Genomic DNA, 26,276 nt, shown 5'->3' on the forward strand with positions numbered 1-26,276 from the left:
AACTTCTGTCCTTTTTTCGCCATAAAAAATCACCCCTTAATTCAATATTGCCAAACTGTGGGTTTTTCAACATCTACTTTAAGGGGTGCAGTCTAAATAATGACGGCTTTTTAGTACAGACACTGTCTATCTTTATGAGATAAAAAAGTTTAAGTTAATTAAAGTATTAACGTGTTAAAGTTGGCTACAGAAGGTAGCAGGCATTCGCCTAGCTACTATCCTGAAACACAGAAAGAACAAAAAAGCAGATCAGGAAAAAAGAGTTGTTTTCCTGATCTGCTTTATTTTTAGGGACTTATCGGACAGCCCTTTATTTACAGGATAAAGTCATCCAAAAATATTTTTATATTCTCCATAACCCTCTTTTTCTAGATCATCCTTGTGAATAAATCTTAACGATGCAGAGTTAATACAATAACGCAGACCACTTGGACCAGGTCCATCATTAAAAACATGACCCAAATGGGAATCTGCGCTCTTGCTTCTTACTTCTGTCCTGGTCATTCCATGGGAAGTATCAAGTTTTTCCTTAACCTCCTCCTCCTTTAAAGGTTTGGTAAAGCTTGGCCAACCGCATGCTGAATCAAATTTTTCCTTTGAGCTAAACAAAGGTTCACCTGAGACAACGTCTACATACAATCCTTCTTCATTGTGATTCCAGTACTCATTTTGAAATGGCGGCTCAGTCGCATCATTTTGAGTAACTTCATACTGCATTTTTGTTAATTTTTTCTTAAGCTCGTCTTTGTTAACCATTTCTATCCCCCCAATGCTTTTCAATAAATCCAGCTCTCCCTGATCCAACTTTATATCGATTATAGTGAAGCGGATTTTTCTTATAGTAATCTTGATGATATTCTTCTGCTTGATAGAAGGGTTTAGCAGGTACTATACTTGTTGCGATTGGATTGTTAAACCTTCCGCTTTGCTCTAGCTCTTGTTTAGATCTTTCAGCTAATTCTTTTTGAGATTCATCGTGATAAAAAATTGCTGTGCGATAGGATTCTCCTCGATCACCAAATTGTCCCCCGCTATCTGTTGGATCAATTTGCTGCCAAAAAAGATCTAATAACTTTTTGTAAGGAAACACATCTGGGTTAAATGTGATCTGAACAGCTTCTACGTGACCAGTCTTATTAGAACAAACTTGCTCATAAGTAGGATTTTCAAGTTCTCCTCCTGTATATCCAGAGATTACTTGAATGATACCTGGCTGTTCATCAAAAGGCTTAACCATGCACCAAAAACATCCTCCGGCAAAAGTAGCAACCTCAATATTTTCATTTGTCACTTTAGAGCCCTCCTTTCAATTCCTTTTTATTATATCATTCACTCTATACACTCAAAGTAATCTGCCTCTTAGATAAATATGGTTTTTATTAGTCAAACAATATTGTTAAGTATTTTCCTAACTTACCTCCTTATTTTAATCCAGCTTGACAACTATAGCATTACAAGCTAGTTTTAATAATAGTTAACAAAGTGGAGGTTCTTGGCAGGGGGTTAGTTATAATGGATAAAAGAGAAGAGACAATGTATGAAATGGAGAGCCTTTTACGGAACGTCTTTAAACAACTTCGGAATGAAATGAACGGTATTCTCGGTAAAGAAATGTCGAGAAATGAATTCCTTGTGTTGAAAATTTTAAAAACGGAGGGCCCAAAAAAATCAAATGAACTAGCGAAAGAATTGGATGTGTCTGCAAGTCATATTACAGCTGTTACAGATTCTTTAGTTTTAAAAGAATTAATAGAACGAATACGTTCTGAAGAAGACCGTAGAATGATCGAACTTCACCTTACAAACACAGGTAAAGAAAAATTATTATTAACCGAGAAAAAGAAAACAGAATTTCTCTTTAAAAGGTTTGACAATTATTCAAACCAAGAATTAAGAGAATTATTACGTCTATTTAAGAAAATGTACTTAAATTAAACAATGATGACCGCTGGCTCAATATGTCAAGCGGTCTATTTTCATACAAAAAGAAGCATATGGGCTTATAAAAATATTTATTAAAACAAGATAGCAGTGTCCACTTCAGCGTTAAGCCATATTCCTCAGATCATTAGCCAATCTGTTAAAAATAAAAGAATTGCTTTTCTGCTGGTCGTCCTAAGCTTTTCTTACATATTGTGGATGAATAAGTGAAAGAATAATGGAAAGAAGATGAAGGAGGGAAAATTATGGCGTCCCCATACTTGTGTCCAAATTGCAAAAGTAACCGAACAAGATTCAATCTTATTGAGCAAAATCCGAAATCAGTTAAATTAGACCCTCAAACAGGGATGGTCGTTCAAGAGTATGATCAATCATCTTTAGAGCCCTTTCATATCTCTTATAAAGGCCCTCAAATAAAAGTGCAATGCGGAGCTTGCGGATTAATTGAAGATGAAGTTGTTTTCGTCAAAAGAGCGGAGCTGGGGAGATAGCAGTACAAGTAATACTAAATGCCAGACACATTGGAAACAGATGGTCTGGCATTTGAATGATTTTATGATTAACTTTATTCTTCAGGTTTAGGCGCTACCGATGTTTCAATGAAATGATACATCACATCGATAAGTCGATCAGGCTCCTCTAACATCCCCATATGTCCGGAGTTTTCTAACAGAACTTCCGTAACATGTGAACCTTCGGTTGTAAATGTTTTTTCTTTCGGAATAACTTGATCCTCTTTCCCTGCAACCAGTAAAATCGGGAGATCTAGATTTTGTAAAACTACTCGTCGATCTTTCCTGTTTTTCATTGCATTTAGTGCACTAATGGCACCAGTAGAAGGCGTTTTATTGCCAATTTGTTTGGCAAATGAGATTTCAGAAGCAATTTTTTCATCTTTCTTTTGACGAAAGAGTTTTGGGATAAGATCGTCAATAAAAGGTTCTATCCCAACTTCCTTAATTTTCTTTATACCTTTCACCCTATTCTCCTTTGCCTCTTCACTATCAGGAAAAGCTGTTGAATGAATAAGACCTAATCCGCTTATTTTATCAGGGTATTTTTCAGCAAAAGCTAATGAAACATACCCACCTAAAGAATGCCCGAAAAGAATGGCTTTTTGAACTTCTAAACTTTTTAAGATCCCTGCAATGTCATCTGCCATTTCATTTATATCATATTCATTCATTACTGTGCTCGACTCTCCATGACCTCTTAAATCTATGGCAAGTACTCTATGTCTTTTTGAAAGTTCAGGAATAAGATATTTAAAATATTCATGACTTCCACAAAATCCATGAAGCAAGACAATGCAATCACCGACACCTTTATCTATGTAAGAAATTGAAATATCCTCAGAGATGTTTTGTTTATAAAGCTCCATCTTAACGCCTCCTTTTCTTATACAAACATACCCTTAAATAGTTGTCAGCAAACATTTTTTCTTGCAATAAAAATTCCCTCTGTTTTTCCCAAGTTTATCATTGAACTTGAGTTGGGTTTGTAAAGAATTATTTGTTTTTTATTAAAATTGTTAAGAAAGTTTATAAAATCAGTAAATTCAGTATGATTATTGTAGATTTCCATTATTATGAATGTAGACTAGGTGGTCAATCCAAAGATGTATAAATGTTTCTAACAGGGGAGGAATTTTAATGCAAAAAAGCTTCTTGCTTAAAGTTGGCGCATCTCTTTTAGCTGTATTTTTATTAGGTGCTTGTAACAACGCTGAGGACCCTGAAACAGAGGACACAAACACAGAAGAAACCGAAGAAGAAACTTCTGAAGAAGAAGACGGAGAATAAGTAATAACATAAAGTGAATCTTCCATCAGTGGGGGTTTCTTTTATCCCTCACTACTGATATTAGTTGAGACCCACAGAATGTGGGTCTCACAGACGTTTCCACAGGAAGCGGCAACGTCTGTGTTCCTTTTTTTGGACCTTTTCGGGCAGTTATCCCCCATCTATCTTTTTGACTTTCTCAAAATCTTGAGATACGAGGTTTTACTGCCCGTTAAGAGTGGGATAAAGTTAAAAATAAAGAAAGGATGCTTTGTGCCCTCTCCTATATACTAGTTATTCGTTTTTTGTTCATTTAAGTGCAATGTATATATTGCTCCGCTTAAAAACAGTGCGCAATATCCAACATTTAAGTATACTTTATCCATATTCTCATCAATAAAGCTCAAATAGGCTACTCCTGCAAAATACACAGAAATTAATATTGCTATCGCAAAAAAGATTATGTATATATTTTTCATCTTTTTCACCCCTTATTCAATTTTCAGCCAATCTCAGTATTACTTATTTTCTTTAGCCTTCATTTTGATGTCATCGATCTTCGCTTGTTCATTTTCAAAGATTACTTTATAGGTTATATCATAATTTTTCTTGATTCTGTTTCCTTTCTCGACTTCTTCCGTTTGCAAAGAAGCTTTTGCTAAAATATGATCTTCTTTTTTTTCTGAAGACAGTTCTTCAATTTTCAAGCTGGCTATAGATATATAACGGTTGCGGAATGATTCATAGTCAGTATTTGATTGCAATGTACTGCTTAATAAAGAATAGGCCGTTACATAATCTTGGTGATCGATACTTTCCATAAAGTAACTTATGAGATAATCAGCTGTTTCTGACATTTTATTTTCATCTATTTTTTCAAATTCGTCAAGAGCTGATATATTGGGTAAGGATTTCATTGGAGTGTCTGACCATTTTTTTACTAATGGATATACGTTTTTAATAGAAAGACTAAAACCTATCGTTCCTTCTTCCATCCTTGCTGAATTAATTCCAATTACTTTACCAGTTTTCCGATCAAGTAAAGGGCCCCCGCTGTTCCCGGGAGCTATTGGAGCTGATATTTGGTATGCATCTTCATAATGATATGGTGCAAGATCAAATTCCCTTCCAGTCCCGCTAATAATTCCTGTGGTTACAGTATTTTGAAGCCCTAGTGGACTTCCAAGTGCCACAACTTCGTCACCCAATTCAAACGTATGGTTCAAATCTAACTTAAGTGGCTCTTGTCCTGCAAGACCGTCTACTCTTACTAAAGCAACATCGGTATTTAGACTAATTCCAATAACTTCCCCGTCAAAACCTTTAGCATCAGTCGTTCTTACTTTAACTTTTTTTGCACCTTGAACAACATGAGCATTTGTGATGATATCTCCTTTATCGTTAAACAAAAAACCAGAACCAACCGAGCCATCACTTAACTCAACCATAACAACTCTTTTTTTTGTGTCATGTAAGATATCCTTCAAGTCTTTATTAGGATTATTTTCATTTTCAATAACATTCAATACCATCGGCGCTTCATAGAGGCGCTTCTCAACATCCTTTTTCAATAAAACAAAAATAGTAATTCCAACAATCCAAATGAGAGCTGTTACTGTTATACTAATTACCCACTTTTTATTCATCAGGAGACCCTTCTTTTTCACTCAAATACCAGTTCATATTCCTTATTTCCATTTTGATATCTTTTTTTACCCCGTAAACGATATGTTTTAACTTTCCAGTTTCATTTGGATGCAATGTATTCGGAAAGATATTGGTTTTTCCTTTCTCAATTTCTTTACCTTGCTTATCCTTGATAATAAACTCAACGACAACTGAATTTATATCTCTTGTTCCATTATTAATTACTTCTCCTTCTATATATGCATCTCCAAAATCATCTAGCTTCACATTTAACTTCTTTACTTCTACTGCCTTGTTCTTATTCTTTTCTTCTTCTTTCTTTGCTGCTGAGATGGCCTTTTCGATTCTTACCCTTTCAGCTACTAAGAAAGATTCTCTTTCTTGTTCTATTTTTTCTTTTAATGAAATTAACTTTTCATTATTCACTGCATATTGCAGGGCTTCTTCGATTATGTATGAAGCTTCATTAAAATGATTTCTTGATAGCTTGTCTTCTGCTTGTTTAGTACTAAGTTCAACCATTCTAGTAACAATTTGATTTTCAACCTTTGCAGCCTCCACATTATCTAAATAGGCAATGGATTTTAATTTATCTGATAATAAATCAATTGAATTAAGGGTATTTATTTCTTTTTTTATTTCGCCAACAGTCACATTTGTAGAAGATTCTTGAAAATTGGCTTTTAAAGGGGATAATAACACTGTGTTTTCTCCTTGCAACTGTTTAGAAATGGTTTTGATTTGAGTACGGGCTTCTTCGAATTCAGTATTTTTTATATGATCGTTTACGTCGTTAATTTGCTCGGATATATCTTGTGCAAATTCAATATGATCCATCTCTTTTTTTAAAACTGAATAGTCGGTACGGTCTTTTTTTGCAGCCTCGAGCAGACTCAATGCTTCCTCATACCTGCCTGATAGAGCCAATTCTTCTGCTTTTCTTTGTTGATCGACAACCTGCGCATTCACATTTTCTTCGTGTTTATAGCCTAGTACGACTAAAAAAGTTACAATAACAAAACTTGCGACGGGAAGTGAAATGTATTTAATTAGATGCTTTCTATTAATCTCATTTTTTAGCCTCGTCCCACAAAACGGACAAAAGCGAGCACCTTCATGTATATTTGTCGAACCGCAATTGTGGCAACTCACCAGAGTGTCCTCCTTATCTCAGCCTATTCATTTTCGACCTATTATTCTATTAGTATACATGGTTCACCAAATTTCTTCCAGTTGACACTCCAAACGTCTAAAGACGCGGGATTTTCAGTGCTAAAAACCGAATGCATTTCTAGTTAGGGTAATAAGTGATACTAGCTTCATGCATGACAGCTTAAATTTCGAAATTCCATTGACTATTCAAGCCAAGGAACTAGACTAAGATTTAGAAATTGTAATAATTCATCAATCAAAAAAGGCTAAACAAGGGATTGTCTAACCTTTTAAAGATTTTCTAATGGAAAAAACAATTTGAAAGTAATATTATCATTTTCCAAATCAAAGCTTTCTGCTTTTGGCCTCAATTTATTTTTCAACTGAATTTCATCCAAATGAACATCAACATATTGTTTATTGGAATCAATATGAACAAAAGGTGGCAACTCATAATGATCTCTTATATATTTCATTACATAAGGTACCGGAAGCTGTAATCTGCCTAGTGATAATTCTTCTACAGCTAATCTCATATTGCCGTCTTCTTTCACAATTGGATTAAAAGCTAAGGTAACGTCTATATTATTTCCAAACGCTTGGATTTGACCCAGAAGATAGACTTTGTCATCTAATAGAATTTTATAGTTTAATTCGTCTGCATTTGCCTCTTTTACTAAATAATGATTGATCAGCTTATTTAAAGATTCTTTCGAAGAGCTTACTGAAAAATCAACTGTCTCCCCGCCTTTATTGTTATGGTTAATAAAGCTTTGTGGAGATGAGGAGGGAAAATAAACTAAAATCCCAGCTGCTGCTATTACTAGCACATTTACACTTAATAACAGTACAAAAGCTAGTTTCCATTTTTCAATTTTATTCATTAAAAATACCACCTATCTTGCTGCATTTCTTATTTCTGCTTGTTCAATGGACTCTAGAACTCTTCCTCCCATAAGTTTATACCCATCTGAATTAGGATGAAACTTATCTTCAGAAAGGAGATTCGTATTTGTTTCATCAGCAAACAAGTCATCAATCTTTACAAACCTAGCATTCTCATCCTCTAACAAAATGCGGTTAGATGCTTCATTCCAATTATCCACAACTGCGTCAATGGCTGAAAGCTCAGGTAAAACGAATTTAAATGGATTGTAAATTCCTAAATAAACGATAGTTGCATCATCATTTTGCTTCCGAATGTCTTGTATAATTTTCGAAAATCGCTCTGAAAAGTTTGTTCTTTCCTTCTCAAAAGGTTCATAGGTTAAATCAAATATATTATTTTTTACTACTTGCATCATATCGTTTCCGCCAATTGTTAGAAAGATTAGATCAGCGTTTTGGACTTCTTGTTTTACATCCGCTTGCTTTAACCGATTTAGTAGATTTGTAGTTTTATGCCCTGCCACAGCATAATTTCTTAGCCTAATATCTTTATAGTCTTCATTTAATTCTAATTGTTCTACAACATCGCTGACATAGCCGCCATTTTTATCGGCATCACCTACACCTGCTGTTAGAGAGTCTCCCAGAGCCACTATATTTAAGTCTCCTGGTATAAATTCTTCGGGAGGTATTGACTTTTTTGGCACTGTGACCGTTTTACTCGTCGGCTCTGATGGCTTAGGTTTAAATACTATATTTGAACAGCCTGCAATGATAAACAAAACAAGCATTAGAACAAAGCTTTTTTTGATCATTTTCATCACCCTACTCACATACTATTAAATTAACATTATAACATTGAATGAAAATTTCAAAATGCTTAAGATTCTGTTAAATTTTCCTTAAGACAAACACTAAAAAACTTTCACAGGTTAGATGTCAAAGGTGAAAATCACTGAAAAAGCCAATTTTCTTTCACACTTATAATATAAATTGAACTGAACAAAAAAAAGAAGCCTATGGATTCATGGCTTCTATTGCAGTTTTTTTATATCTTCGATAATTTCTTCATATGGAACATCTTTAAAACCATTGTAATCGCTGACAAGTTCACCATTTTGGTTCATTAAGTAAAAGCTTGTCCCGTGAATAACCTGCTCTTCTCCTTCGGGTTTTTTCACCAATACCTGAAAATTTTTTTTTGCAAAAGCTTCAATTTCTTCCTGAGTATAACCTGTAAGAAAATCCCACTTCTTAAGGTTTAAAGGGTAATTTTCAGCAAACTCAGTCAGTTTTTCAGGGGTATCTACTTCAGGATCGACGCTAAATGAAACAAAATGAACATCCGTTCCTGCCTGTTCAGCTCTCTTTTGAAGCTCGGTCATATGAGCTGTCATTGGCGGACACACTGTTTCACAGCTTGTAAAAACAAAATCCGCAACCCATATTTTCCCTTTCAATTCCTTTAAACCAACCTTTTCATTATTTTGATTGACAAAAGTGAAATCAGATATAGATTCTCCGCTTCCTGAACATGCAGTGATGATACATAGAACAAGTGTAAATACAATTAATCGTAATTTTCTTCTCATTTTTTTCACCTTTCATAGCCGATAAAGATAGCTTATCAAATTACTTGCAAGGTGAAAAGCTTCCATCCCTCATTATGGAGATTTCACGAGGTTGTCACAGAATCAAATGGAATATAAAAACTATATTAAGGTAACATCCTTTTTGCTACATAGAAGATTATTTTTCATTAATTAGTATAGTACATAAACCCTATTGCACCTTTCCCTGTATGCGTAGATATAACAGGAGTTGTAAATGAAATATCAACATCTAGTTCTGGCATCATTTCATAAAGCGATTTTTTCAAATTATCCGCCAGTTCTAAAGCATCTGCATGAGCAATCCCGACTGCCTTGACTGTCTTTCCTTTTACATCTTCTGCAAATTGTTCACATAAAAATTTTACTACTTGTGAATGGCTCCTTACTTTGGCAACAGGCGTATATACACCATCTTGTAAACTTGCAATCGGCTTTAGCTTCAACAAGGAACCTAACAATGCTTTCCCTTTCCCGATTCTTCCACCCTTAACTAAGTTTTCAAGAGTGTCAACTGCCACAAATAAAAAGGTACTATCCCGAATATCAATAATCTTTTTTATTACACTTTCTTTTGATTCTCCTGATTTCACCAGCCTAGCTGCTTCAACAACCTGGAAGCTTAAGGCTTTTGAAATGAACCGGGAATCAAAAACTGTTATATCTCCCTCTACCATTTTTGCTGCACATTCGGCAGATTGGCAAGTTCCGCTCATTCCTCCAGTCATATGAATAGATATCACTTTGTAGCCTTGCTTAATTAATTTTTCATATAACTCAACAAATTTACCAACAGGAGGTTGAGAACTTTTTGGCAAATCGTTTGTTTTTTCCATTTTCTCAATAAACTCATCTGGTTCGATTTCAACACGATCTAAATATGTTTCACCTTCGATTACAATTGATAAAGGAACCACTTCAATATCATATTTTTCTATAATCTCAATTGGCAGATCAGCTGTTGAATCGGTTACAATTTTAATTTTGTCCATCAATACACATCCTGACGTTACTACCTATTTTGTACTATTCCTTGTCCTTCTCATGATTCAGCAAAAAAAGAGACCACGTTAAGTGGTCCACATTAAGCATTGTGCTTTAAAATTGTTGATTGAAAAATCGCCTCATAATCAGGCCATTTTAGAAGCTTTTTTAAGTATTCTCGAAACGAATAAACTTGTTGCGGTGTTTTTAAAGAATGAAGCTTTGTTAAAAAAGATTGCAGACGAATCTGAATCAAAAAATAATAGTGATTATCTTCCTCCAATACAGGAATCTCTACAATTTTTACCTTCTGTCCATCCAACCGTTTGAACTCTAGGCTTTTCAATAACAAAATATCAATCCTCTTTTTTTACCCGTTTGCTTTATTATACATCAACTTATTCTCGAAGTCTGTCTAAATATGTACTGGTCTTATTTTATTTTTCATTTGGTGAATAAATCCTTCAATTTTTCACAAAAGTTACCTGAATTCTTTTTTAAATTAATAATTTCATTTTTATCTCTCCATACTTCTGAGCATCATTTGGATGCTCAATTAAGTACTATTTAAAATCTAAGTGGGTTTTAATATTCTCATTAATTTACTTGAAAAATATGAATGTTGGAAGTCTATTTTCCAATCCCTTCGGAAAGTATCTTAATAATCCCATTCGCGCCTTTCTTCAGTGACAGTATTGAAGAATTGCTTAAGCAAGTATGATTAGATGGTAAATTTCTTAAAGAGATAGGGGGCTCAATTAAAGTGAAAACGTTGATGTATCAACGATGTAAAAAACATGCATAAACGATAAAAATAAGAATGCTATTACTGGAAAAGCGAATCCCATTAGTACCAAGGGATTCGCTTTTTTACTCCTTTAAATAGACTTAAATTCTAAACAAGCTGTATTTTTTATCAAACTTTATTTAGTTGAAAGTTCGCTTTCTGTTACCCATTTATGATTTAGAGTATTACCTTTTTTACATATTTTAATGTAAGGATAATATTTGAATAATTGTTTTCATTACAGCATCTTCTTCATTCGAACGGGTAATAAAATTTGCAGCATCTTTTATTTCTTGAACTGCGTTTCGGACAGCAAAGCTATATGTCGCACTGGCCATTAATTCTAAATCGTTATAACCATCTCCAAACGACATTGTTTCTTCAGGAGTCACATTCAACAAACGTTGTAAGTGTTCAACAGTAGTACCCTTGTGAACATTAGCATTAGCTATATCTATCCATGCATGTTCCGAAGCAACGATATAAGCCGACTCAAAAAAAGAAGATAGTTTTTCTCTGGTTTCCATACATCCTAATAATGGGTCGTGAATAGTAATTTTAACAAAATCATCTTTAATTTCATTAAAGTCAGAGACTTGTCTTACTTGCGCATAGGACCTTCTGACAATGGCCGCCTCTTCAAGAGATAAGTTATCCTTTATTACTGCACCGTTTCTTGTACACGCAATAATTGTATGTTCTAGACTTATTTCCTCCAGTAAACGGATAATTTTAATTCCTAATTCATTTGGTAGTAGTGATTCATAAACAAATTTCCCGTTATGCTTTATTCGAGTTGCGCTATCACCTAAAATCCATAAATCATCTGAGTCATCACCAAATAGCTCTTCTACACGTTCACATTGCTTGCCAGTAACAGGAGCAAAAACCACTCCCTTTTCTCTCATTATCTTTTTTACATCCTTATACAGTTCCCTGTTAAAGTCACCGTTATTATTTAAGAACGTTCCATCCATATCAGATAACACTAATTTAATCATAAGATTTCCCCTTAAACCTCTACTTTTTGAAAAAACTTTGGTAAATGATCTTTATGTGCTTCTAGCATTTCATCCAAGATGGCCTTACCAATTTTATCTGAAGGAACAAGTGGATTAATTGTCATAGCAAGCAAAGCTGTATCATAGTTGCCTGTTACAGCCGCATCAGCACCCACCCGTTCAAATGATTTGATTTGTTGCACGAGTCCTCGAACTGCAACTGGAAGATCTCCATTAATAATTGGCTTTGGACCTTCTTTTGTAATCACACAACTTACTTCAACAGCAGAGTCATACGGAATACTTGCAATAGCTCCGTTATTAATGGTATTAACCGGCTGAATATCACGCTCATCGTTATAGATAGATGAAATGAGACGAACTGCTGCATCACTGTAGTATGCTCCGCCCCGTTGCTCTAATTGAGGTGGCTTAATTGCTAGATTAGGATCTTTGTATAGTTCAAATAGTTCCTCTTCAAGCTTCTTAACCACTTCGGCTCTTGTTGTGCCCTCTTCAAAGTTTTTCAATTCTTTTTGTAACATTTCATCACTCTTATAATAGTACAAGTGATATGGACAAGTTAAAGCATTTAGTGCTCGAATAAATTCTGGCTCCCACCCTTGTCCTTCTATGTTTTTAACAAAGCTGCTGTTCTCTGGATTTGATAACAAATCAATCACTTTATCTTTTACACTAACTCCGTCTACATACACATCTAGTCCATATACCATATGGTTTAGACCAGCAAAATCAATACGGATACGAGAATGGTCGATATCTAAGAGCTTTGCAATCCCCATCTCAATTCCAATAGGAACATTACATAAGCCAACGATATTCTTATGGTCAGTGTAACGAAGAACAGCCTCCGTCACCATGCCAGCAGGATTTGTAAAATTAACCAGCCAAGCATTTGGACATAGTTCTTTAATATCTTTTACAATATCCAAAATAACTGGAATGGTACGCAAACCCTTAAATAATCCACCTGGACCATTTGTTTCTTGCCCTAATACCCCATGGCTTAAAGGAATTTTTTCATCTTTTGCACGAGCATCTAGTAACCCTACACGAAATTGAGTAGTAACAAAATCAGCGTCCTTTAAAGCTGCTCTTCTATCCAGTGTGAGGTGAACCTCGATTGGAAGATCTGCTTTTTCAATCATTCTTTTTGCAAGGTTTCCAACTATCTCTAATTTTTCTTTTCCTTCTTCAATATCTACTAACCATAATTCCCTTACTGGTAATTTATCATATCGTTTAATAAAGCCTTCTAATAATTCAGGTGTATAGCTGGATCCTCCACCAATCGTTACAATTTTAATACCTTTTGTCATAATCCTTAGCACCTCCATGTAATATAACCATATCCTTTTGGTCTTACCTCTGAATAAAAAGATGAAAAATGTTAAAAAAGGTATTCGCTTAATCTGATGTCTTTTACTTTTCTCTGTTTATAAAGGGGTAGAAAAAGATTGAACTTTATAAGCTGATTCTATCTACATTGAGTAAAGTGGTAAATACGTGAAAGCCATTTAGGTTTTTATAACACAAGAAGGAATTTGTTACATCAATGTAACGTCTTGTTTCGTTAATTAGACATAGTAACATATCTAAAAAGGAGTAAAATAAAAGAAGGCAATATCTTTTTTAATATAGAAGGAGAGTTATACATGTTTACAGCCGAAATGATTGCTTCATTAAATGAATTAGAAACATCTTTATATAATTATATTTGTAAAAATGAAGATAAAGTAGCTTATATGAGAATTCGTGAACTTGCGGATGAAACCCATGTATCTACTTCTACAATTTTGCGTTTTTGTCGGAAGCTGAATTGTGAGGGGTTTTCAGAATTTAAAACGAAGATTAAATTACATTTGGAAGAAACTAAAAAGACAAATATCAAAAATATTGAACATTCTGTGTTGGAATTTTTCGAAAGAATATCACAAGGAAACATAGAAGAAAATATTAAGAAGGCTGCCCGCTTAGTATCAGAATCAAATAATGTCATTTTTATTGGAATAGGAAGCTCAGGTATTATGGCTGAATATGGAGCACGGTATTTTTCAAGCGTAGGTAAATTTTCAATGTACATAAAGGATCCTTACTTTCCTATTCACGCCAAATTTCTTTCCAACAGTGTAGCTATAGCTTTATCCGTATCTGGAGAAACTCCACCTATCATTACTCATATTAATCAATTGAAAGAGCAGGAGATTAAAGTCATTAGTATTACAAATAGTAAATATTCAACCATATCTAAAATATCTGATACAAATATTCCATATTATGTAACAGAGGAGAGATTTGAAACTTCAATCGGCAATAATCTAAATCATGTAAATGAAAATGAACTTAAATATTCCGATATAACTACACAAGTACCGGTTGTCTATATTTTGGAATCGATAGCTCGCGAAATATATAAGTTAAACATATGAAAACCGGAGTACAGCTGTTTGAAAACTACGCTAAATTAGAATGTAAAGTTTTGATAGATGCCTCATATTGGAGATGGAGAACCTTTGGCTATAACTCCATCCCAAAATAAATTCAAAAAGCCACTCAATCGAATCTGAGCGGCTTTTGAATAGATTATTTTAGTGTCCTTTTTTTGAAAAAGGATTAAATTAATAAATGAAAGAGATTGCTGTCCTTATTGACTTCTCTATAATGAAATCCTTTCTTATTCATTCTGTCAATTAATGGTTCATAGTCTTCCCTTTTTTTAAGTTCAATGCCTACAAGGGCAGGACCATTGTCTTTATTATTTTTTTTCGTGTATTCAAATCTTGTAATATCATCCGTCTTTCCTAATACCTCATCAAGAAACTCTCTTAAAGCACCTGCTCTTTGCGGAAAGCTGACAATAAAATAATGCTGAAGTCCCTCATAGATCATAGATCTTTCTTTAATTTCTTGCATTCTTCCAATATCATTGTTCCCTCCACTAATTACACATACAACATTTTTACCTTTAATTTGATCTTTATATAAATCTAAAGCAGCGATTGGCAAAGCACCTGCAGGCTCGGCAACAATAGCATTTTCATTGTAAAGTTCCAGAATTGTCGTACACACTTTTCCTTCAGGTACTAAAACGGTATCTGATACCAGCTCTGTTAATATGTTGAACGTTTTATCGCCAATTTTCCTAACGGCTGCACCGTCAACAAATTTATCAATCTTATCTAACGTAATTACCTTTTGAGCAGATTTAGATTTCGCAAATGCCGGTGCACCTTCAGGTTCAACAGCTATCAGCTTTGTTAATGGGGACACTGTTTGAAAGTAAGTACCGAGACCAGATAATAATCCCCCTCCACCTACACTTGCAAACAAAAAGTCAAAGTCAATCTCTGCATCATTTAAAATTTCAACCGCGACGGTTCCTTGACCTGCAATTACTTTCTCATCATTAAAGGGATGAATGAATGCACGATTTTCTTTATTACAGCATTCCATTGCTTGTGAAAAAGCGTCATCAAAAGTATCCCCGACCAGAATAATATCTACAAAATCTTTTCCAAACAACTCCACTTGTGAAACCTTCTGCCGGGGAGTTGTTGAAGGCATAAAAATTTTACCGTGAATTTTTAGTTGCTTGCAAGCGTACGCTACTCCCTGTGCATGGTTGCCTGCACTTGCACAGACAATTCCGTTTTCTGTTTGCTTAGTATCTAAGCTTTTAATTTTATAGTAAGCACCTCTCAGCTTAAATGAACGGACAATTTGCTGATCTTCTCTTTTTAAATAGACATTGCAATGATATCTTTCGGACAATCTTTCATTTTTTTGTAATGGAGTGTGGATCACAATATCTTTTAAAGAATGGTGCGCTTTTAAAATATCTTCTACATAAACTGTCTCTTCAAGCTCTTGCTCTTCTTTCACTAGTGGGTTCATAGTAAAATCCTTTCCTTTATTCTCTCTTTATAATTGGTCATTATATCATGAATATTCTAAATATAAAGTGAATATTTCAAGGTTTTACACAAAATTTAAGAATTATTAATAGTAAAACGCTTTCATTCAACATTTACAGTTGTCTTAGTAAATAATGTCATTTTATTTATAAACAAAAAAGTGAAAATTAATTAGACTTTTTTTAAAATTTTTTCAAAGATTTTCGGCATTATTGGTTCCAATTAGTTTTAATTGGGTGTTATAATAAACCCAAATCACTCTTGGAGGAAATCTTTTGATCATACATAATCTTGACTTTTTACCAAAATATAATTTTGAGGATATTATTGGCGACCATCCCCTTATTATTGAAGCCAAGCATATCGCTAAAAAACTGGCAGCATCTGATTTCCCTGTCTTGATTGAAGGAGAAACAGGTGCAGGAAAAGAACTTTTCGCCCATGCAATGCATTATAGCTCGCAAAGAAGTAACGGCCCTTTTCTTCCTGTCAATTGCTGTGCAATGTCTGAATCCATGCTCGAAAAGGAACTTTTTGGATTTGAAGGAGAAGCAGGATTATTTGAAGCAGCTGATGGCGGAACCATTTTTTTAGATGAAATCGGAGATATCAATGAACAATTGCAAGCTCGTTTCAATCGATTACTTCAAGAGAAAATGTTCCGAAGAATTGGTGGCTCTGAATGTATTCCACTCAATGTCCGTATCATTTCAGCTACAAACAGTAACCTGTTAGAAAAAGTACAGAACGGAGCTTTTCGGGCTGATTTATTTTATCGATTGAATGTTCTTTCAATCCAAATCCCGTTACTTAAAGAGAGAAAATCTGATATACCACTGCTTACTTCCTACTTTATCAAACAAAGCGGTAAAAAGATCAGAATCGATCAAGCAGTTATTGATTTTCTAATGGAATATGATTGGCATGGTAATGTGCGAGAGTTAAAAAATACGATTGATTACATGCTAACAGTATGTGATGGGCGATCCATTCAAATACATGACATTCCCAAGCAAAGTGTTTTGAGTAAAAATAAACCGAAAAAAGAGCCTGAGAAAACTGATTTACAACTGACATTGATGGATAAAAGAGAATATTTATTTATTTTAAACACGATTAAAGATTTCAATGACCAAGGAGAACCTGCCAGCAGAAGGATGATTGCCGATTTGAGTAAAACAGCTGAGCAAACATTAACAACACAACAAGTTCGTCACCGCCTGGATTTTCTCGAAAAACACCGTTATATTACCAAAGGCCGTGGAAGAGCCGGAACAAAAATTACATTAGAGGGTACAGATTTTTTAAATTCTTTAAATGAAAACCTGGTGAAAGATTAGAAAGGAGCTTCTTTATGGAATTCACGATTAAAGAAGAAATAGCAAATGCAATTACACATGGAATAGGAGTATTACTTAGTATACCAGCCCTTGTGATGCTGATCATCTTCGCTGTAAAATACGGAGATGCTTGGGATATTGTTAGTTTTTCCATTTTTGGGTCTTCAATGATATTATTATATCTTTGTTCGACTCTTCTTCACAGCATCCAGCATGAAAAAACGAAGGATATATTCGAAATATTAGACCATTCTGCGATTTATGTATTGATTGCAGGAACCTATACACCATTTTTACTTGGTCCGTTAAGAGGAAGTTTTGGCTGGACACTATTAGGAATCATTTGGGGACTCGCAATAATTGGGATAATCTTCAAAATTTTTTATGTGAAAAAATTCATCATCTTATCGACTGTTTTATATGTTTTAATGGGCTGGTTAGTGCTTGTTGCTGTTAAACCGCTTTATGAGCACTTAAGCTTTGATGGATTTTTCCTACTATTTATCGGAGGATTATTTTATACGATTGGCTCCATCTTTTATGTTTGGCGGAAAATCCCTTACCATCATGCGATTTGGCATGGTTTCGTTCTAGCAGGCAGTGCTTTTATGTTCTTCTGTATACTGTTTTATGTAGTAGAAGTTCCATTTATCTAATTAATCCCCCACACGGTATAGGTGTGGGGGATTTATATAGAAAAGTTATTGGGTGTTTCACAAATTTTTTATTACTTTTCACAAGCAAAGTGTATCATATCAAGGGTTGTAACTCCACAAAGTGAGACAAGGAGCAATCGGCGGTTCACTGGCTACCATTATTTAAATGTTCCTTAATAATTGCTGAACAGTCTATCAGTAGAGCTAAATTATGTTTGTGTGTGTCTTTCATAAACAACAAATTCATGCTCGTAAGGATTATTCTCATCTTTTTTACCAGCATGTTGAGATACTATTCTCCAATCTTGATTGATTTCTGGAAAATATGTGTCTCCATCAAAGGTTTCGTGTATGAGTGTTATATATAGCCTATCAGCATAAGGAAGGGTCCCTTCAAATAGCTTGGCTCCCCCAATAATAAAGGTTTCCTCCTGTTTTAATCTAGATATATAATCCATCAGTTCTTGGATAGAGTGGACAACTTTACAACCAGGCTGATTATAGCTTTGATTGGTAGTAACAATAATGTTCTCTCTTCCAGGAAGGGGCTTACCAATTGATTCAAACGTCTTTCTCCCCATTACAATAGGATGTCCCATAGTTGTTTTTTTAAAATAGGCTAAATCAGCAGGCAGATGCCATGGCAGATCATTGTCTTTGCCAATTACACGATTTTCATCCATTGCTAACATAAAAGAGATCATACACTTACCACTCCTTTGATGTGGGGATGAGGATCATAGCCTTCTAAGACAAAATCCTCGTATTTAAAATCAAAGATTGACTCAACCTTACGATTTATTTTCAAAACAGGTAAAGCTCTAGGCTCTCTTGCCAGCTGCAAATTAACTTGTTCTAGATGGTTTTTATATATATGAACATCCCCAAAGGTATGTACAAATTCTCCTGGTTCTAACCCTGTTACATGCGCCATCATAGTCGTTAACAAGGCATAAGATGAAATATTAAAGGGCACCCCTAAGAAAACATCTGCAGAACGTTGGTAAAGCTGACAAGATAACTTTCCATCTGCTACATAAAACTGAAAGAAACAATGACACGGCGGAAGGGCCATTTTATCCACTTCTGCAACATTCCAAGCACTTACAATTAATCTTCTAGAATTCGGATTTTCTTTAATCTGCTTAACAATCTGCTCAATTTGATCAACTGTCTCACCATCCGCTCCACGCCAGGAACGCCATTGAGAGCCATAAACCGGGCCCAATTCTCCGTTTTCATCTGCCCATTCATTCCAAATTCGCACCCCATTATCTTGAAGGTACTTCACATTAGTGTCTCCCTTTAAAAACCAGAGGAGCTCATGAATGATTGATTTTAAATGAAGCTTTTTAGTTGTTATTAGTGGAAAGCCTTCTTGTAAATCGAATCTCATTTGATAGCCAAACGTACTAATCGTTCCCGTTCCAGTCCGGTCACCTTTATCTGATCCATTTTTCAAGACATGATCACATAATTGTAAATATTGCTTCACCAAGCTCACATCCTTCCCTATAGTCTCATCTATTTTATCTGATTGATTCCCCTTAAGAAAGAGGAATTTCATATTTGTTTGTTTGGGCAGCGTGTTGTTCAAGCTGGATAATATAATTATATGTTAAGGGGGCAGTCACTTCCAGCTTAGTTCTGCTTTCTTTATTAAAGTAATACATTGCAAATGCTTCAGCAAAATATTCCTCAGGAAACCGGACATAGTAATTTTTCCCTTCAAATAGAATAGCTGCTTCCTTTTTCCATATATTCAAAAAGACAGGATCCTTTCTTACCCCTTTAAAAAGATATCGATCAATAGCATGACCAAATTCATGAAGTTCAAGAGCGATTGAACCATGGCCAGATCCATATTCACTATGGCCTATTTTGGCAAAGACCTTATTACCCTCAGCTATTCCGGGCACCGCGTCCCAGCTCGGCCCACTTTCTGGATATCCCCTTGGTATAACTCCTTTTAGATCTTGGAATTGATTTTGATCAGTAAGTAATCCAGTAAACAAGATCACTTTTATATTTTGTTTGACTGCTAGCTGAAGAATATTAGCATCGACTTGATCCAAATGACGAATCATCTCAATTGCATCCTTTTCTGAAAACTTCACTTCCGGTAAAAAAACGAGTTGTTTTATGGCTGGATTCGTTACTTTAAGTTTCTCTTTTTGAAATTGATAATTTCCTAGAGAAATTGAAGTTGGGGATGCTTTAACTAATTGATAAACACTTACAAGTAAGGATGTAAAAATAAATGATATGATTATTGCTTTTTTCATCAGGCAATTTCTCCTTGATGGTAGTTAAATAAAACTTCCTTAAGATAGGTTTTTTGTTTTACCGTACTAAAAATAAGCTGCTATTAAAAAAACATACTATTCTACTACTATCGTAACATATGAATCTCATTTTCTGTGATAAAAGATAGAAAAAGTAAATGGGAAATAGAAACGAGGTTTGCGAAGAGGAAAGAGGTAATAAAAATTTAGCAACATGAGTATTTAAAACAGTTTAGTTTGCTTTGAAGAATTGAAGAGACTGACTTCCAGCTCCTTGTTCCTATACTTAACAAAGCATACACTACAATTTCGGAAAGGTTGCAGGGTATATTGCTTGAGTCTGTGTCAGTCTCTTTAAACAACTTTCAGCTAGTCACTACGCTTTCTTCTTGATCTTCCAAGTCTTTTGCTCTATGAGCCATTCTGCTGGCTGCTGCGGCAGCTAGTGCTGCTACAATATCATCCATGAAGGTATGAACATGATTTCCTTGGTGTTCATCCAATTCTTTAATGATTCCGTATTTTTCTTTATCCAAAAAGCCAAAATTCGTCAGCCCTATTGAACCATACACATTTACGATAGATAATGGAATAATTTCATCGATTCCAAATAACGGCTCATCTGTTTCGACTAAGGACTGCAGTGGTTCAGGAAGTAATTTTTGTTCAGCTAATTGATCCAATGCCAAGCCTGTTAATACTGCGTGGACAATTTCTCGTTTATTTAGCACTTTTTCAACATTTATTTCGCACTCTTCTATTGTTAGATTAGGAATATATTTGTTTTGCAATTGATATACAATTTCAGCAATATCTTTTATTTGGACTCCTCTTGAAACAAGAAGATCTTTTGTTGTTTCTGTCATTTCTTTCATCGTATATTTGCTCATTTGTCTCTCCTTTACTGTATCCAGTTCGGCGGTGTATTTTTATCCCAGTATATACTTCCTAAATCATGATGCTTTTGAAAGGAGTCATGATAGGTATGATAATGAAAATTAAACCAATAGCCTTGTTGAGGGGGATGATCTCTGCGCACATGAAATCTTATAACATCTTCCCCAGTATTTTTATTGTATATATGAAAAATTTTCTCTGATTTTCCTCCTGAAGGAGTTTTGGAAATGACCAGGTGCTGAAAGGACTTATCATTTCCGTTGACATATTCTCTAATAACCAATTCCATTTTAGGAAAGATAATATCTCTAAATTCATCTTCAATTACTGGCCCAATTTTCTGACCAAATTTTGTTAATGACCTTTCCTCGGCCTTACTAATAAAACTGGTTATGTATTGATCATAAGGGTCAGGCACTTGCTCCTGCAAATCATGCTCTTGATAGGTGACCTTCGTTTGGTCTGCTTCTGTCGAAGATTCACTTGAAGGCTCGTCTATCATTAGAGCAGACGGCGGTGCAACTAAACCAAATGTTGCAAGTGTAAAAAGAATAACGAGTGACTTACGCAGCCATTTATTCATATGATCTAGTCCTTTCCAAGTTCATACTATTATTCTAGCACATTATGAAAAAATTATTATTAAATTTACTTAAAAAAATAAGGGTTATAAATAAAAGAGAATACGTTTACAATAAAGAGGATAGGGAAAGTTTACTTAAATAGAAAATTGTTAGTGGAGGAAGATAAAATGTATGAAACATTATTTGTTGTACTTGGATTTTTCACACTGGCTTACATGATTTTTATGGAAGTAACAGATTAACTAAAAGGGGATGCGCATTGTACATAATAGTACAGAGCATCTGCCAGGCCATCCAAATAAAGACCCTACGGGAAAAATCAGCTTGTGTCCTACCAATATGTATCTGGAATTATGGTAATGCAAAAAAATGGCTGCCTTAAATACTCTTGGTTATAAAGAAAGGTATTTGATGGCAGCACTTCTTGTTTATATGTCTTTATTTTTTCTTCTTTTTTCGGGCTGAGCTCCTCGAGATCCCTGTTTCCTGACTGGTTGTTCCCTGACCTTGTACATCTGGAGAACCTAAAGATGCAGTTGAAGGATCCTTTTTTCTCTTACTCATAATCACACCTCCATTTTGTTACTTTTTCCTTGTTTGCTAAGTTCTATAACGCCAAAGTGAAATTTAGCAGTTTTTCTTTTTAATACATCAAAACCAAATTTGCTGAATTTTTTGCTTTGCCAATGATCTTTAAGGACAATTCTTTTTCTGGCTACTCTGAGTGCTTCTGTAATCGCTTCTTCTGTTAGCTCATCAAATACGGCTAAATTTCTGAGTGGTGCGATTCCATTTGAAGTTAAGATCCCTTTTTCAAACATCGGATCAAAATAAACAATGTCAGCCGTGTTCGTCCCCATTCCTTTTAATACGCTTAGATGATTATTCGTTACAACCTTTATTCTTTTCATTGCGTAATTAAAATGATCATCTTCGGTTTTCCATGTGCAAAGTCCTTTCTTCACTATGTATGCCAGCAAACTGTTTCCTTCCACACCAATAACTTGGCCATCCTTACCTGCTATGAAGCTTGCAATGATAGCATCTGATCCTAACCCAAGCGTACAATCAACTAGTGTGTCTCCTTTCATTAATTTACAGGCGTTTAAAAATGGATCAGACTCCCCTTTTATTAGTCGCTTATATCTAAAAGATGCGGAGTTCGGATGAAAGAATAAAGGGTGTTCACTATTTTGCAAATGTAATTCCATTCTATTTTTTCCCACCACTAAAATATCTTGATTTAATTCTTTAATTAGTTCGCAAACTGTTCGCTTTTTCCGATCTATGTAAATACTTTGAAGGTCTTTTGATATCTTATAGGCTTCTTCAATCAACAATTGGTTGGTTCTTCCTGCAGTGGTCACAATCATAGAAAACTCCTCTTGTAAATATTTTGAACTGAATTTCTCGTTTGCGTACCAGGTTTCATTTTGGTTTCCAGTTTTCCAATTATATTGTTCGGTTTCCATGAAAAATGAGTCAGAGCTGAATGGTTGAAACCGAGTTTTGTTATGAGAGGTTCTATATGTTTCAAATAAACGTTTTACAAGCGAAGTTAAGCTTTTGTGGCAGTCATTATCCATTGAAATTTTCAAGATCTACGCCCTAGAAAAAAGGATGCCTCAAAGGGACATCCTTAACAATGTTTTTCAAATGCTGATGTTAGATTTTGCATGATTTCTTCGATTGTGCTGCCTTCTATATGTTCTCTTGGTATAAAATGGACAACTTCTTTTCCCTTTAGTAAGGCCATAGAAGGAGAGGAAGGTTCCAATCCAGAAAAATATCTTCTCATTTGTCCAGTTGCTTCTTTATCTTGTCCTGCGAAAACAGTTATTAAGTGATCAGGAGCTTTTTCACTTTGCAAAACGGCTTGAGTAGCAGCAGGTCTAGCAAGACCAGCAGCACAGCCGCAAACTGAATTGACAACCACAAGAGTTGACCCTTTTACATTATAAAAAAACTCCTCAACTTCTTCCGCTGTCGTTAACTCTTCAAACCCAGCAGCTGTTAATTCTTTTCTCATCGGTATGACCATTTGACGCATATATTCTTCATAAGCCATAGACATGGACAATTCCTCCTTCACGCTTTACATGTAGTTCAAGAATACTACAGAAGAAATTTTCACGCAATTTTTATGGATAAACTACAAGGTGTCACTAGGATTTCATTTGATAAATAAAAATTGCATTCATTAAAAAAGTCCCCACAAAATTAGTATGGGGACTAACAAAGTTATTTATGAAAGTCGCGGATCATTTAATAAATGATCCATTTCTTCCATATGATGCGTCTCATCGGCAATAAGATCTTCCAATTTAACGACAAGCTCAGTCATATTTAAATCTTCGGCTTGTTTTTTTCGTTTTTCATATCTCTCAATTGTTTCTTTTTCTGCATTACGGGCTTGTTCAAGCATTTCTCTAACATTGGTTAATTGTTTCACTTCAGCAGGCTGTGTAGTCGGTGTGCCTCCTAATGTACTAATCTTTTCGGATAAGTATAGAGCATGTCCTTGTTCATCGCCAATTTCACTTTGAAAAAAAGGCTTTAACACTTGGCGATACATGCCTGAAACAACAGCAGCATTGTATGTGTACATGATTACAGCTGCATACTCGTTTGCTAAATCCTCATTTAGTCCATCAATTAATTCTTTCAACTGTTGATCCATTCTTCATCACCCTTTTTAAAATTTGATTCCAAAGATATATTACCCGTTTCATGCAAAGTTAAACCTTTATAAATAATTTTCTACCATCTCTAGTCTCAACATTCAGATTCCTTTAAACAGATAATGAATTTTACATACTACTTTTAATGCTTTTCTAAAAAATGGTTGCCTGTAAATCGTTTATTTATCAATTGTATTATTAGGGATTTCCCCCACACTCATGGGCTAACTCTATATGAAGATGAACTTTTCTAGATCCATGAAAAAAAGTACCAGAATTATCTTCAGGTTCAGTTTTTTCAAAAGGACTGAACGCAGGAAAAGTTAATTCTGGCACTAAACAGTTTTAATAAGAATTATTTTGTTTTTGCTGGCTCTCGTTTTTCTTCAAATAAATCAGTTACTGCTCCGATGGATGAACAGGAAACAAGTCGGGCGTATTTTCCTAAGACTCCTTTTTTCATTAATTCTGGAGCTTTCCACTCTTTTCTTCTTTCCTCTAATACTTCATCAGAAACATGTACAGATAATTCTCTTTTATCACTATCGACTGTGATAAGATCGCCGTTTTTAACAAGAGCGATTGGTCCGCCTTCTTGAGCTTCTGGGGCTATATGTCCAACTACCAGCCCATGTGTTCCTCCTGAAAAGCGGCCGTCTGTTAATAATGCAACACTTTCACCTAGGCCTTTTCCTACAAGAATCGCTGAAATTGAAAGCATCTCAGGCATTCCCGGCCCTCCTTTTGGACCCTCGTACCGAATAATCAAAACGTCTCCCGGCTGAATTTGACCATTCAATACAGCTTCAGTTGCCGCTTCCTCTGTATCAAAAACTTTTGCTGGACCAGTTAAGTTAGTTACTTTTAAGCCAGATACCTTGGCAACTGCTCCGCTTGGTGCTAAATTTCCTTTTAAAACAACTAAAGGTCCGTCCTGTCTTAGTGGTTGTTTCGTATTAACAATGACTTTTTGACCTTCTTTTAATGGTTCACACTCTGCAAGATTCTCAGCTACCGTTTTACCAGTAACAGTTAAACAATCGCCATGCAGGTAACCTTGTTCCAATAAGAGCTTCATCACAGCAGAAACTCCGCCAGCCTCATGCAAATCCTGCATTACATATTTTCCGCTTGGCTTAAGGTCTGCGATATGCGGTACTTGCTTTTGGAGCCTTTCAAAGTCTTCTAACTTCAAATCCACATCAATTGCATGGGCGATAGCAAGCAAATGAAGGATTGCGTTAGTAGAACCACCTAAAGCCATGACTACCGTTATCGCATTTTCAAACGCTTCCTTCGTCATAATGTCTTTAGGATAAATTCCTGCTTCTAACAATTTATAGACAGCAAGACCTGCATCATAGCAATCTTTTTTCTTCAACTCGGTTTCTGCAGGGTTTGAAGAACTTCCCGGCAGACTCATTCCCATTGCTTCAATAGCAGATGCCATCGTATTTGCTGTATACATTCCACCGCAAGAACCTGCACCAGGACAAGCATGACATTCAATTTGATTCAATTCCTTATTGTCAATATCTCCATTGTTAAATTTCCCGACTCCTTCAAAGGCAGAAACAATATCGATATCTTCACCATTTAATTTGCCCGGCTTTATTGTTCCCCCATAAACAAATAAAGCAGGAACCTCGGATCTGGCAATTGCAATCATACATCCCGGCATATTTTTGTCACATCCGCCAATAGCAACAAACCCATCAAGATTTTCTCCACCAACAACAGTCTCAATAGAATCTGCAATCACTTCTCTGCTCGGCAGGGAATAGCGCATGCCAGCCGTACCCATAGAAATCCCGTCAGAAACGGTAATTGTATTAAAAATTAGCGGAGCTCCGCCTGCGTCCTTTGCACCTTGTTTAGCATTTCGAGCTAATTCGTCTATATGTATGTTACAAGGGGTTACCTCGCTCCATGTACTTGCTACACCAATCATCGGCTTTTTAAAGTCTTCATCCTTAAAGCCTACTGCACGAAGCATTGCTCTGTTTGGTGTTCTTACTGGATCTTCACTAAGTTGTTTGCTTCGAATTCTTAAATCTTTATTCATTTTGTTTAGCCTCCCAAACTAATTATATTGTTTTCTACTATA

The 26,276-nt window shown here is 35.2% G+C and carries 30 protein-coding genes; 6 read left to right on the forward strand and 24 right to left on the reverse strand.

Going from position 1 to position 26,276, the window contains the following annotated elements; genetic code table 11:
* Positions 1-327: 327 nt before the first annotated feature.
* Positions 328-756 (reverse strand): peptide-methionine (R)-S-oxide reductase MsrB, encoded by a 429-nt coding sequence (gene msrB, locus IC621_RS15210; RefSeq protein WP_191159183.1) that lies wholly within the window; start codon positions 754-756, stop codon positions 328-330.
* Positions 749-1,237, reverse strand: a complete 489-nt coding sequence (gene msrA, locus IC621_RS15215) for a peptide-methionine (S)-S-oxide reductase MsrA (RefSeq protein WP_224752572.1) — start codon at positions 1,235-1,237, stop codon at positions 749-751. Before msrA ends, msrB begins: the two co-directional genes overlap by 8 nt.
* Before the next feature lie 275 nt (positions 1,238-1,512).
* On the opposite strand from msrA, the gene IC621_RS15220 reads away from it, so the two are divergent.
* Positions 1,513-1,935: a MarR family winged helix-turn-helix transcriptional regulator gene (locus IC621_RS15220; RefSeq protein WP_191159184.1), complete on the forward strand. Its 423-nt coding sequence runs from the start codon at positions 1,513-1,515 to the stop codon at positions 1,933-1,935.
* A 251-nt stretch (positions 1,936-2,186) separates the two neighbouring features.
* The gene (locus tag IC621_RS15225) at positions 2,187-2,432 is read left to right on the forward strand and encodes a DNA alkylation repair protein (RefSeq protein ID WP_191159185.1); all 246 of its coding nucleotides are present in this window, start codon (positions 2,187-2,189) and stop codon (positions 2,430-2,432) included.
* Positions 2,433-2,506: 74 nt separating this feature from the next.
* Here the strand turns inward: IC621_RS15225 and IC621_RS15230 are convergent, their stop codons facing one another.
* A complete protein-coding gene (locus tag IC621_RS15230) occupies positions 2,507-3,322 on the reverse strand; it encodes an alpha/beta fold hydrolase (RefSeq protein WP_191159186.1) in 816 nt (271 codons plus the stop codon).
* Between the two features lie 271 nt (positions 3,323-3,593).
* Here IC621_RS15230 and IC621_RS15235 point away from each other — a divergent pair, with 271 nt between their 5' ends.
* Positions 3,594-3,743 carry a hypothetical protein gene (locus IC621_RS15235; protein ID WP_191159187.1) on the forward strand — a complete coding sequence of 50 codons (150 nt, stop codon included), beginning with the start codon at positions 3,594-3,596 and terminating at the stop codon, positions 3,741-3,743.
* A 269-nt stretch (positions 3,744-4,012) separates the two neighbouring features.
* On the opposite strand, the gene ypmT is transcribed toward IC621_RS15235, so the two are convergent.
* From ypmT to IC621_RS15285, 10 genes are all read right to left on the reverse strand, one after another.
* Positions 4,013-4,201 carry a protein YpmT gene (gene ypmT, locus IC621_RS15240; protein WP_191159188.1) on the reverse strand — a complete coding sequence of 63 codons (189 nt, stop codon included), beginning with the start codon at positions 4,199-4,201 and terminating at the stop codon, positions 4,013-4,015.
* Between the two features lie 39 nt (positions 4,202-4,240).
* Entirely contained in the window at positions 4,241-5,368 is a 1,128-nt protein-coding gene (locus IC621_RS15245) for a trypsin-like peptidase domain-containing protein (RefSeq protein WP_191159189.1), read from the reverse strand.
* Positions 5,361-6,521 (reverse strand): FxLYD domain-containing protein, encoded by a 1,161-nt coding sequence (locus IC621_RS27040; protein ID WP_191159190.1) that lies wholly within the window; start codon positions 6,519-6,521, stop codon positions 5,361-5,363. Before IC621_RS27040 ends, IC621_RS15245 begins: the two co-directional genes overlap by 8 nt.
* A gap of 290 nt (positions 6,522-6,811) precedes the next feature.
* Entirely contained in the window at positions 6,812-7,405 is a 594-nt protein-coding gene (locus tag IC621_RS15255) for a YpmS family protein (protein WP_191159191.1), read from the reverse strand.
* A gap of 12 nt (positions 7,406-7,417) precedes the next feature.
* Positions 7,418-8,224, reverse strand: a complete 807-nt coding sequence (locus IC621_RS15260; RefSeq protein ID WP_191159192.1) for an SGNH/GDSL hydrolase family protein — start codon at positions 8,222-8,224, stop codon at positions 7,418-7,420.
* A 219-nt stretch (positions 8,225-8,443) separates the two neighbouring features.
* A complete protein-coding gene (locus IC621_RS15265; protein WP_191159193.1) occupies positions 8,444-9,001 on the reverse strand; it encodes an SCO family protein in 558 nt (185 codons plus the stop codon).
* A 167-nt stretch (positions 9,002-9,168) separates the two neighbouring features.
* A complete protein-coding gene (locus tag IC621_RS15270; protein ID WP_191159194.1) occupies positions 9,169-10,011 on the reverse strand; it encodes a DegV family protein in 843 nt (280 codons plus the stop codon).
* A gap of 92 nt (positions 10,012-10,103) precedes the next feature.
* Positions 10,104-10,355 carry a DUF2535 family protein gene (locus IC621_RS15275; protein WP_191159195.1) on the reverse strand — a complete coding sequence of 84 codons (252 nt, stop codon included), beginning with the start codon at positions 10,353-10,355 and terminating at the stop codon, positions 10,104-10,106.
* 638 nt (positions 10,356-10,993) lie between these two features.
* Positions 10,994-11,791, reverse strand: a complete 798-nt coding sequence (locus IC621_RS15280) for an HAD family hydrolase (RefSeq protein ID WP_191159196.1) — start codon at positions 11,789-11,791, stop codon at positions 10,994-10,996.
* Between the two features lie 11 nt (positions 11,792-11,802).
* A complete protein-coding gene (locus IC621_RS15285; RefSeq protein ID WP_191159197.1) occupies positions 11,803-13,131 on the reverse strand; it encodes a 6-phospho-beta-glucosidase in 1,329 nt (442 codons plus the stop codon).
* Between the two features lie 336 nt (positions 13,132-13,467).
* On the opposite strand from IC621_RS15285, the gene IC621_RS15290 reads away from it, so the two are divergent.
* Positions 13,468-14,241, forward strand: a complete 774-nt coding sequence (locus IC621_RS15290; protein WP_191159198.1) for a MurR/RpiR family transcriptional regulator — start codon at positions 13,468-13,470, stop codon at positions 14,239-14,241.
* Positions 14,242-14,425: 184 nt separating this feature from the next.
* Here IC621_RS15290 and ilvA read toward each other — a convergent pair whose 3' ends face one another.
* Positions 14,426-15,706: a threonine ammonia-lyase IlvA gene (gene ilvA, locus IC621_RS15295; RefSeq protein WP_191159199.1), complete on the reverse strand. Its 1,281-nt coding sequence runs from the start codon at positions 15,704-15,706 to the stop codon at positions 14,426-14,428.
* A 295-nt stretch (positions 15,707-16,001) separates the two neighbouring features.
* On the opposite strand from ilvA, the gene IC621_RS15300 reads away from it, so the two are divergent.
* Positions 16,002-17,066 (forward strand): sigma 54-interacting transcriptional regulator, encoded by a 1,065-nt coding sequence (locus IC621_RS15300; RefSeq protein WP_191159200.1) that lies wholly within the window; start codon positions 16,002-16,004, stop codon positions 17,064-17,066.
* Between the two features lie 14 nt (positions 17,067-17,080).
* Entirely contained in the window at positions 17,081-17,722 is a 642-nt protein-coding gene (trhA, locus tag IC621_RS15305; protein WP_191159201.1) for a PAQR family membrane homeostasis protein TrhA, read from the forward strand.
* A gap of 209 nt (positions 17,723-17,931) precedes the next feature.
* Here trhA and IC621_RS15310 read toward each other — a convergent pair whose 3' ends face one another.
* The 10 genes from IC621_RS15310 to ilvD form a co-directional block, all read right to left on the reverse strand.
* Entirely contained in the window at positions 17,932-18,426 is a 495-nt protein-coding gene (locus tag IC621_RS15310; protein WP_191159202.1) for a dihydrofolate reductase, read from the reverse strand.
* Positions 18,423-19,217, reverse strand: a complete 795-nt coding sequence (locus IC621_RS15315; RefSeq protein WP_191159203.1) for a thymidylate synthase — start codon at positions 19,215-19,217, stop codon at positions 18,423-18,425. Before IC621_RS15315 ends, IC621_RS15310 begins: the two co-directional genes overlap by 4 nt.
* A gap of 52 nt (positions 19,218-19,269) precedes the next feature.
* Positions 19,270-20,007, reverse strand: coding sequence for an anthrax toxin lethal factor-related metalloendopeptidase (locus IC621_RS15320; protein ID WP_191159204.1), 738 nt, complete (start codon positions 20,005-20,007; stop codon positions 19,270-19,272).
* A gap of 365 nt (positions 20,008-20,372) precedes the next feature.
* Complete coding sequence (locus IC621_RS15325; RefSeq protein ID WP_191159205.1) at positions 20,373-20,897, reverse strand: phosphatidylglycerophosphatase A family protein; 525 nt, start codon at positions 20,895-20,897, stop codon at positions 20,373-20,375.
* Between the two features lie 11 nt (positions 20,898-20,908).
* A complete protein-coding gene (locus tag IC621_RS15330; RefSeq protein WP_191159206.1) occupies positions 20,909-21,487 on the reverse strand; it encodes a YpjP family protein in 579 nt (192 codons plus the stop codon).
* A 439-nt stretch (positions 21,488-21,926) separates the two neighbouring features.
* Positions 21,927-22,052 (reverse strand): YuzL family protein, encoded by a 126-nt coding sequence (locus tag IC621_RS15335; protein ID WP_191159207.1) that lies wholly within the window; start codon positions 22,050-22,052, stop codon positions 21,927-21,929.
* Between the two features lie 2 nt (positions 22,053-22,054).
* Positions 22,055-23,086 (reverse strand): class I SAM-dependent methyltransferase, encoded by a 1,032-nt coding sequence (locus tag IC621_RS15340; RefSeq protein ID WP_318153060.1) that lies wholly within the window; start codon positions 23,084-23,086, stop codon positions 22,055-22,057.
* 41 nt (positions 23,087-23,127) lie between these two features.
* Positions 23,128-23,562 carry a BrxA/BrxB family bacilliredoxin gene (locus IC621_RS15345; RefSeq protein ID WP_191159208.1) on the reverse strand — a complete coding sequence of 145 codons (435 nt, stop codon included), beginning with the start codon at positions 23,560-23,562 and terminating at the stop codon, positions 23,128-23,130.
* Positions 23,563-23,733: 171 nt separating this feature from the next.
* Positions 23,734-24,168, reverse strand: coding sequence for a ferritin-like domain-containing protein (locus tag IC621_RS15350; protein WP_191159209.1), 435 nt, complete (start codon positions 24,166-24,168; stop codon positions 23,734-23,736).
* 356 nt (positions 24,169-24,524) lie between these two features.
* Positions 24,525-26,234, reverse strand: coding sequence for a dihydroxy-acid dehydratase (gene ilvD, locus IC621_RS15355; protein ID WP_191159210.1), 1,710 nt, complete (start codon positions 26,232-26,234; stop codon positions 24,525-24,527).
* Positions 26,235-26,276: the final 42 nt, after the last annotated feature.

Source organism: Metabacillus arenae (assembly GCF_014773385.1).
GTDB lineage: Bacteria > Bacillota > Bacilli > Bacillales > Bacillaceae > Metabacillus_D > Metabacillus_D arenae.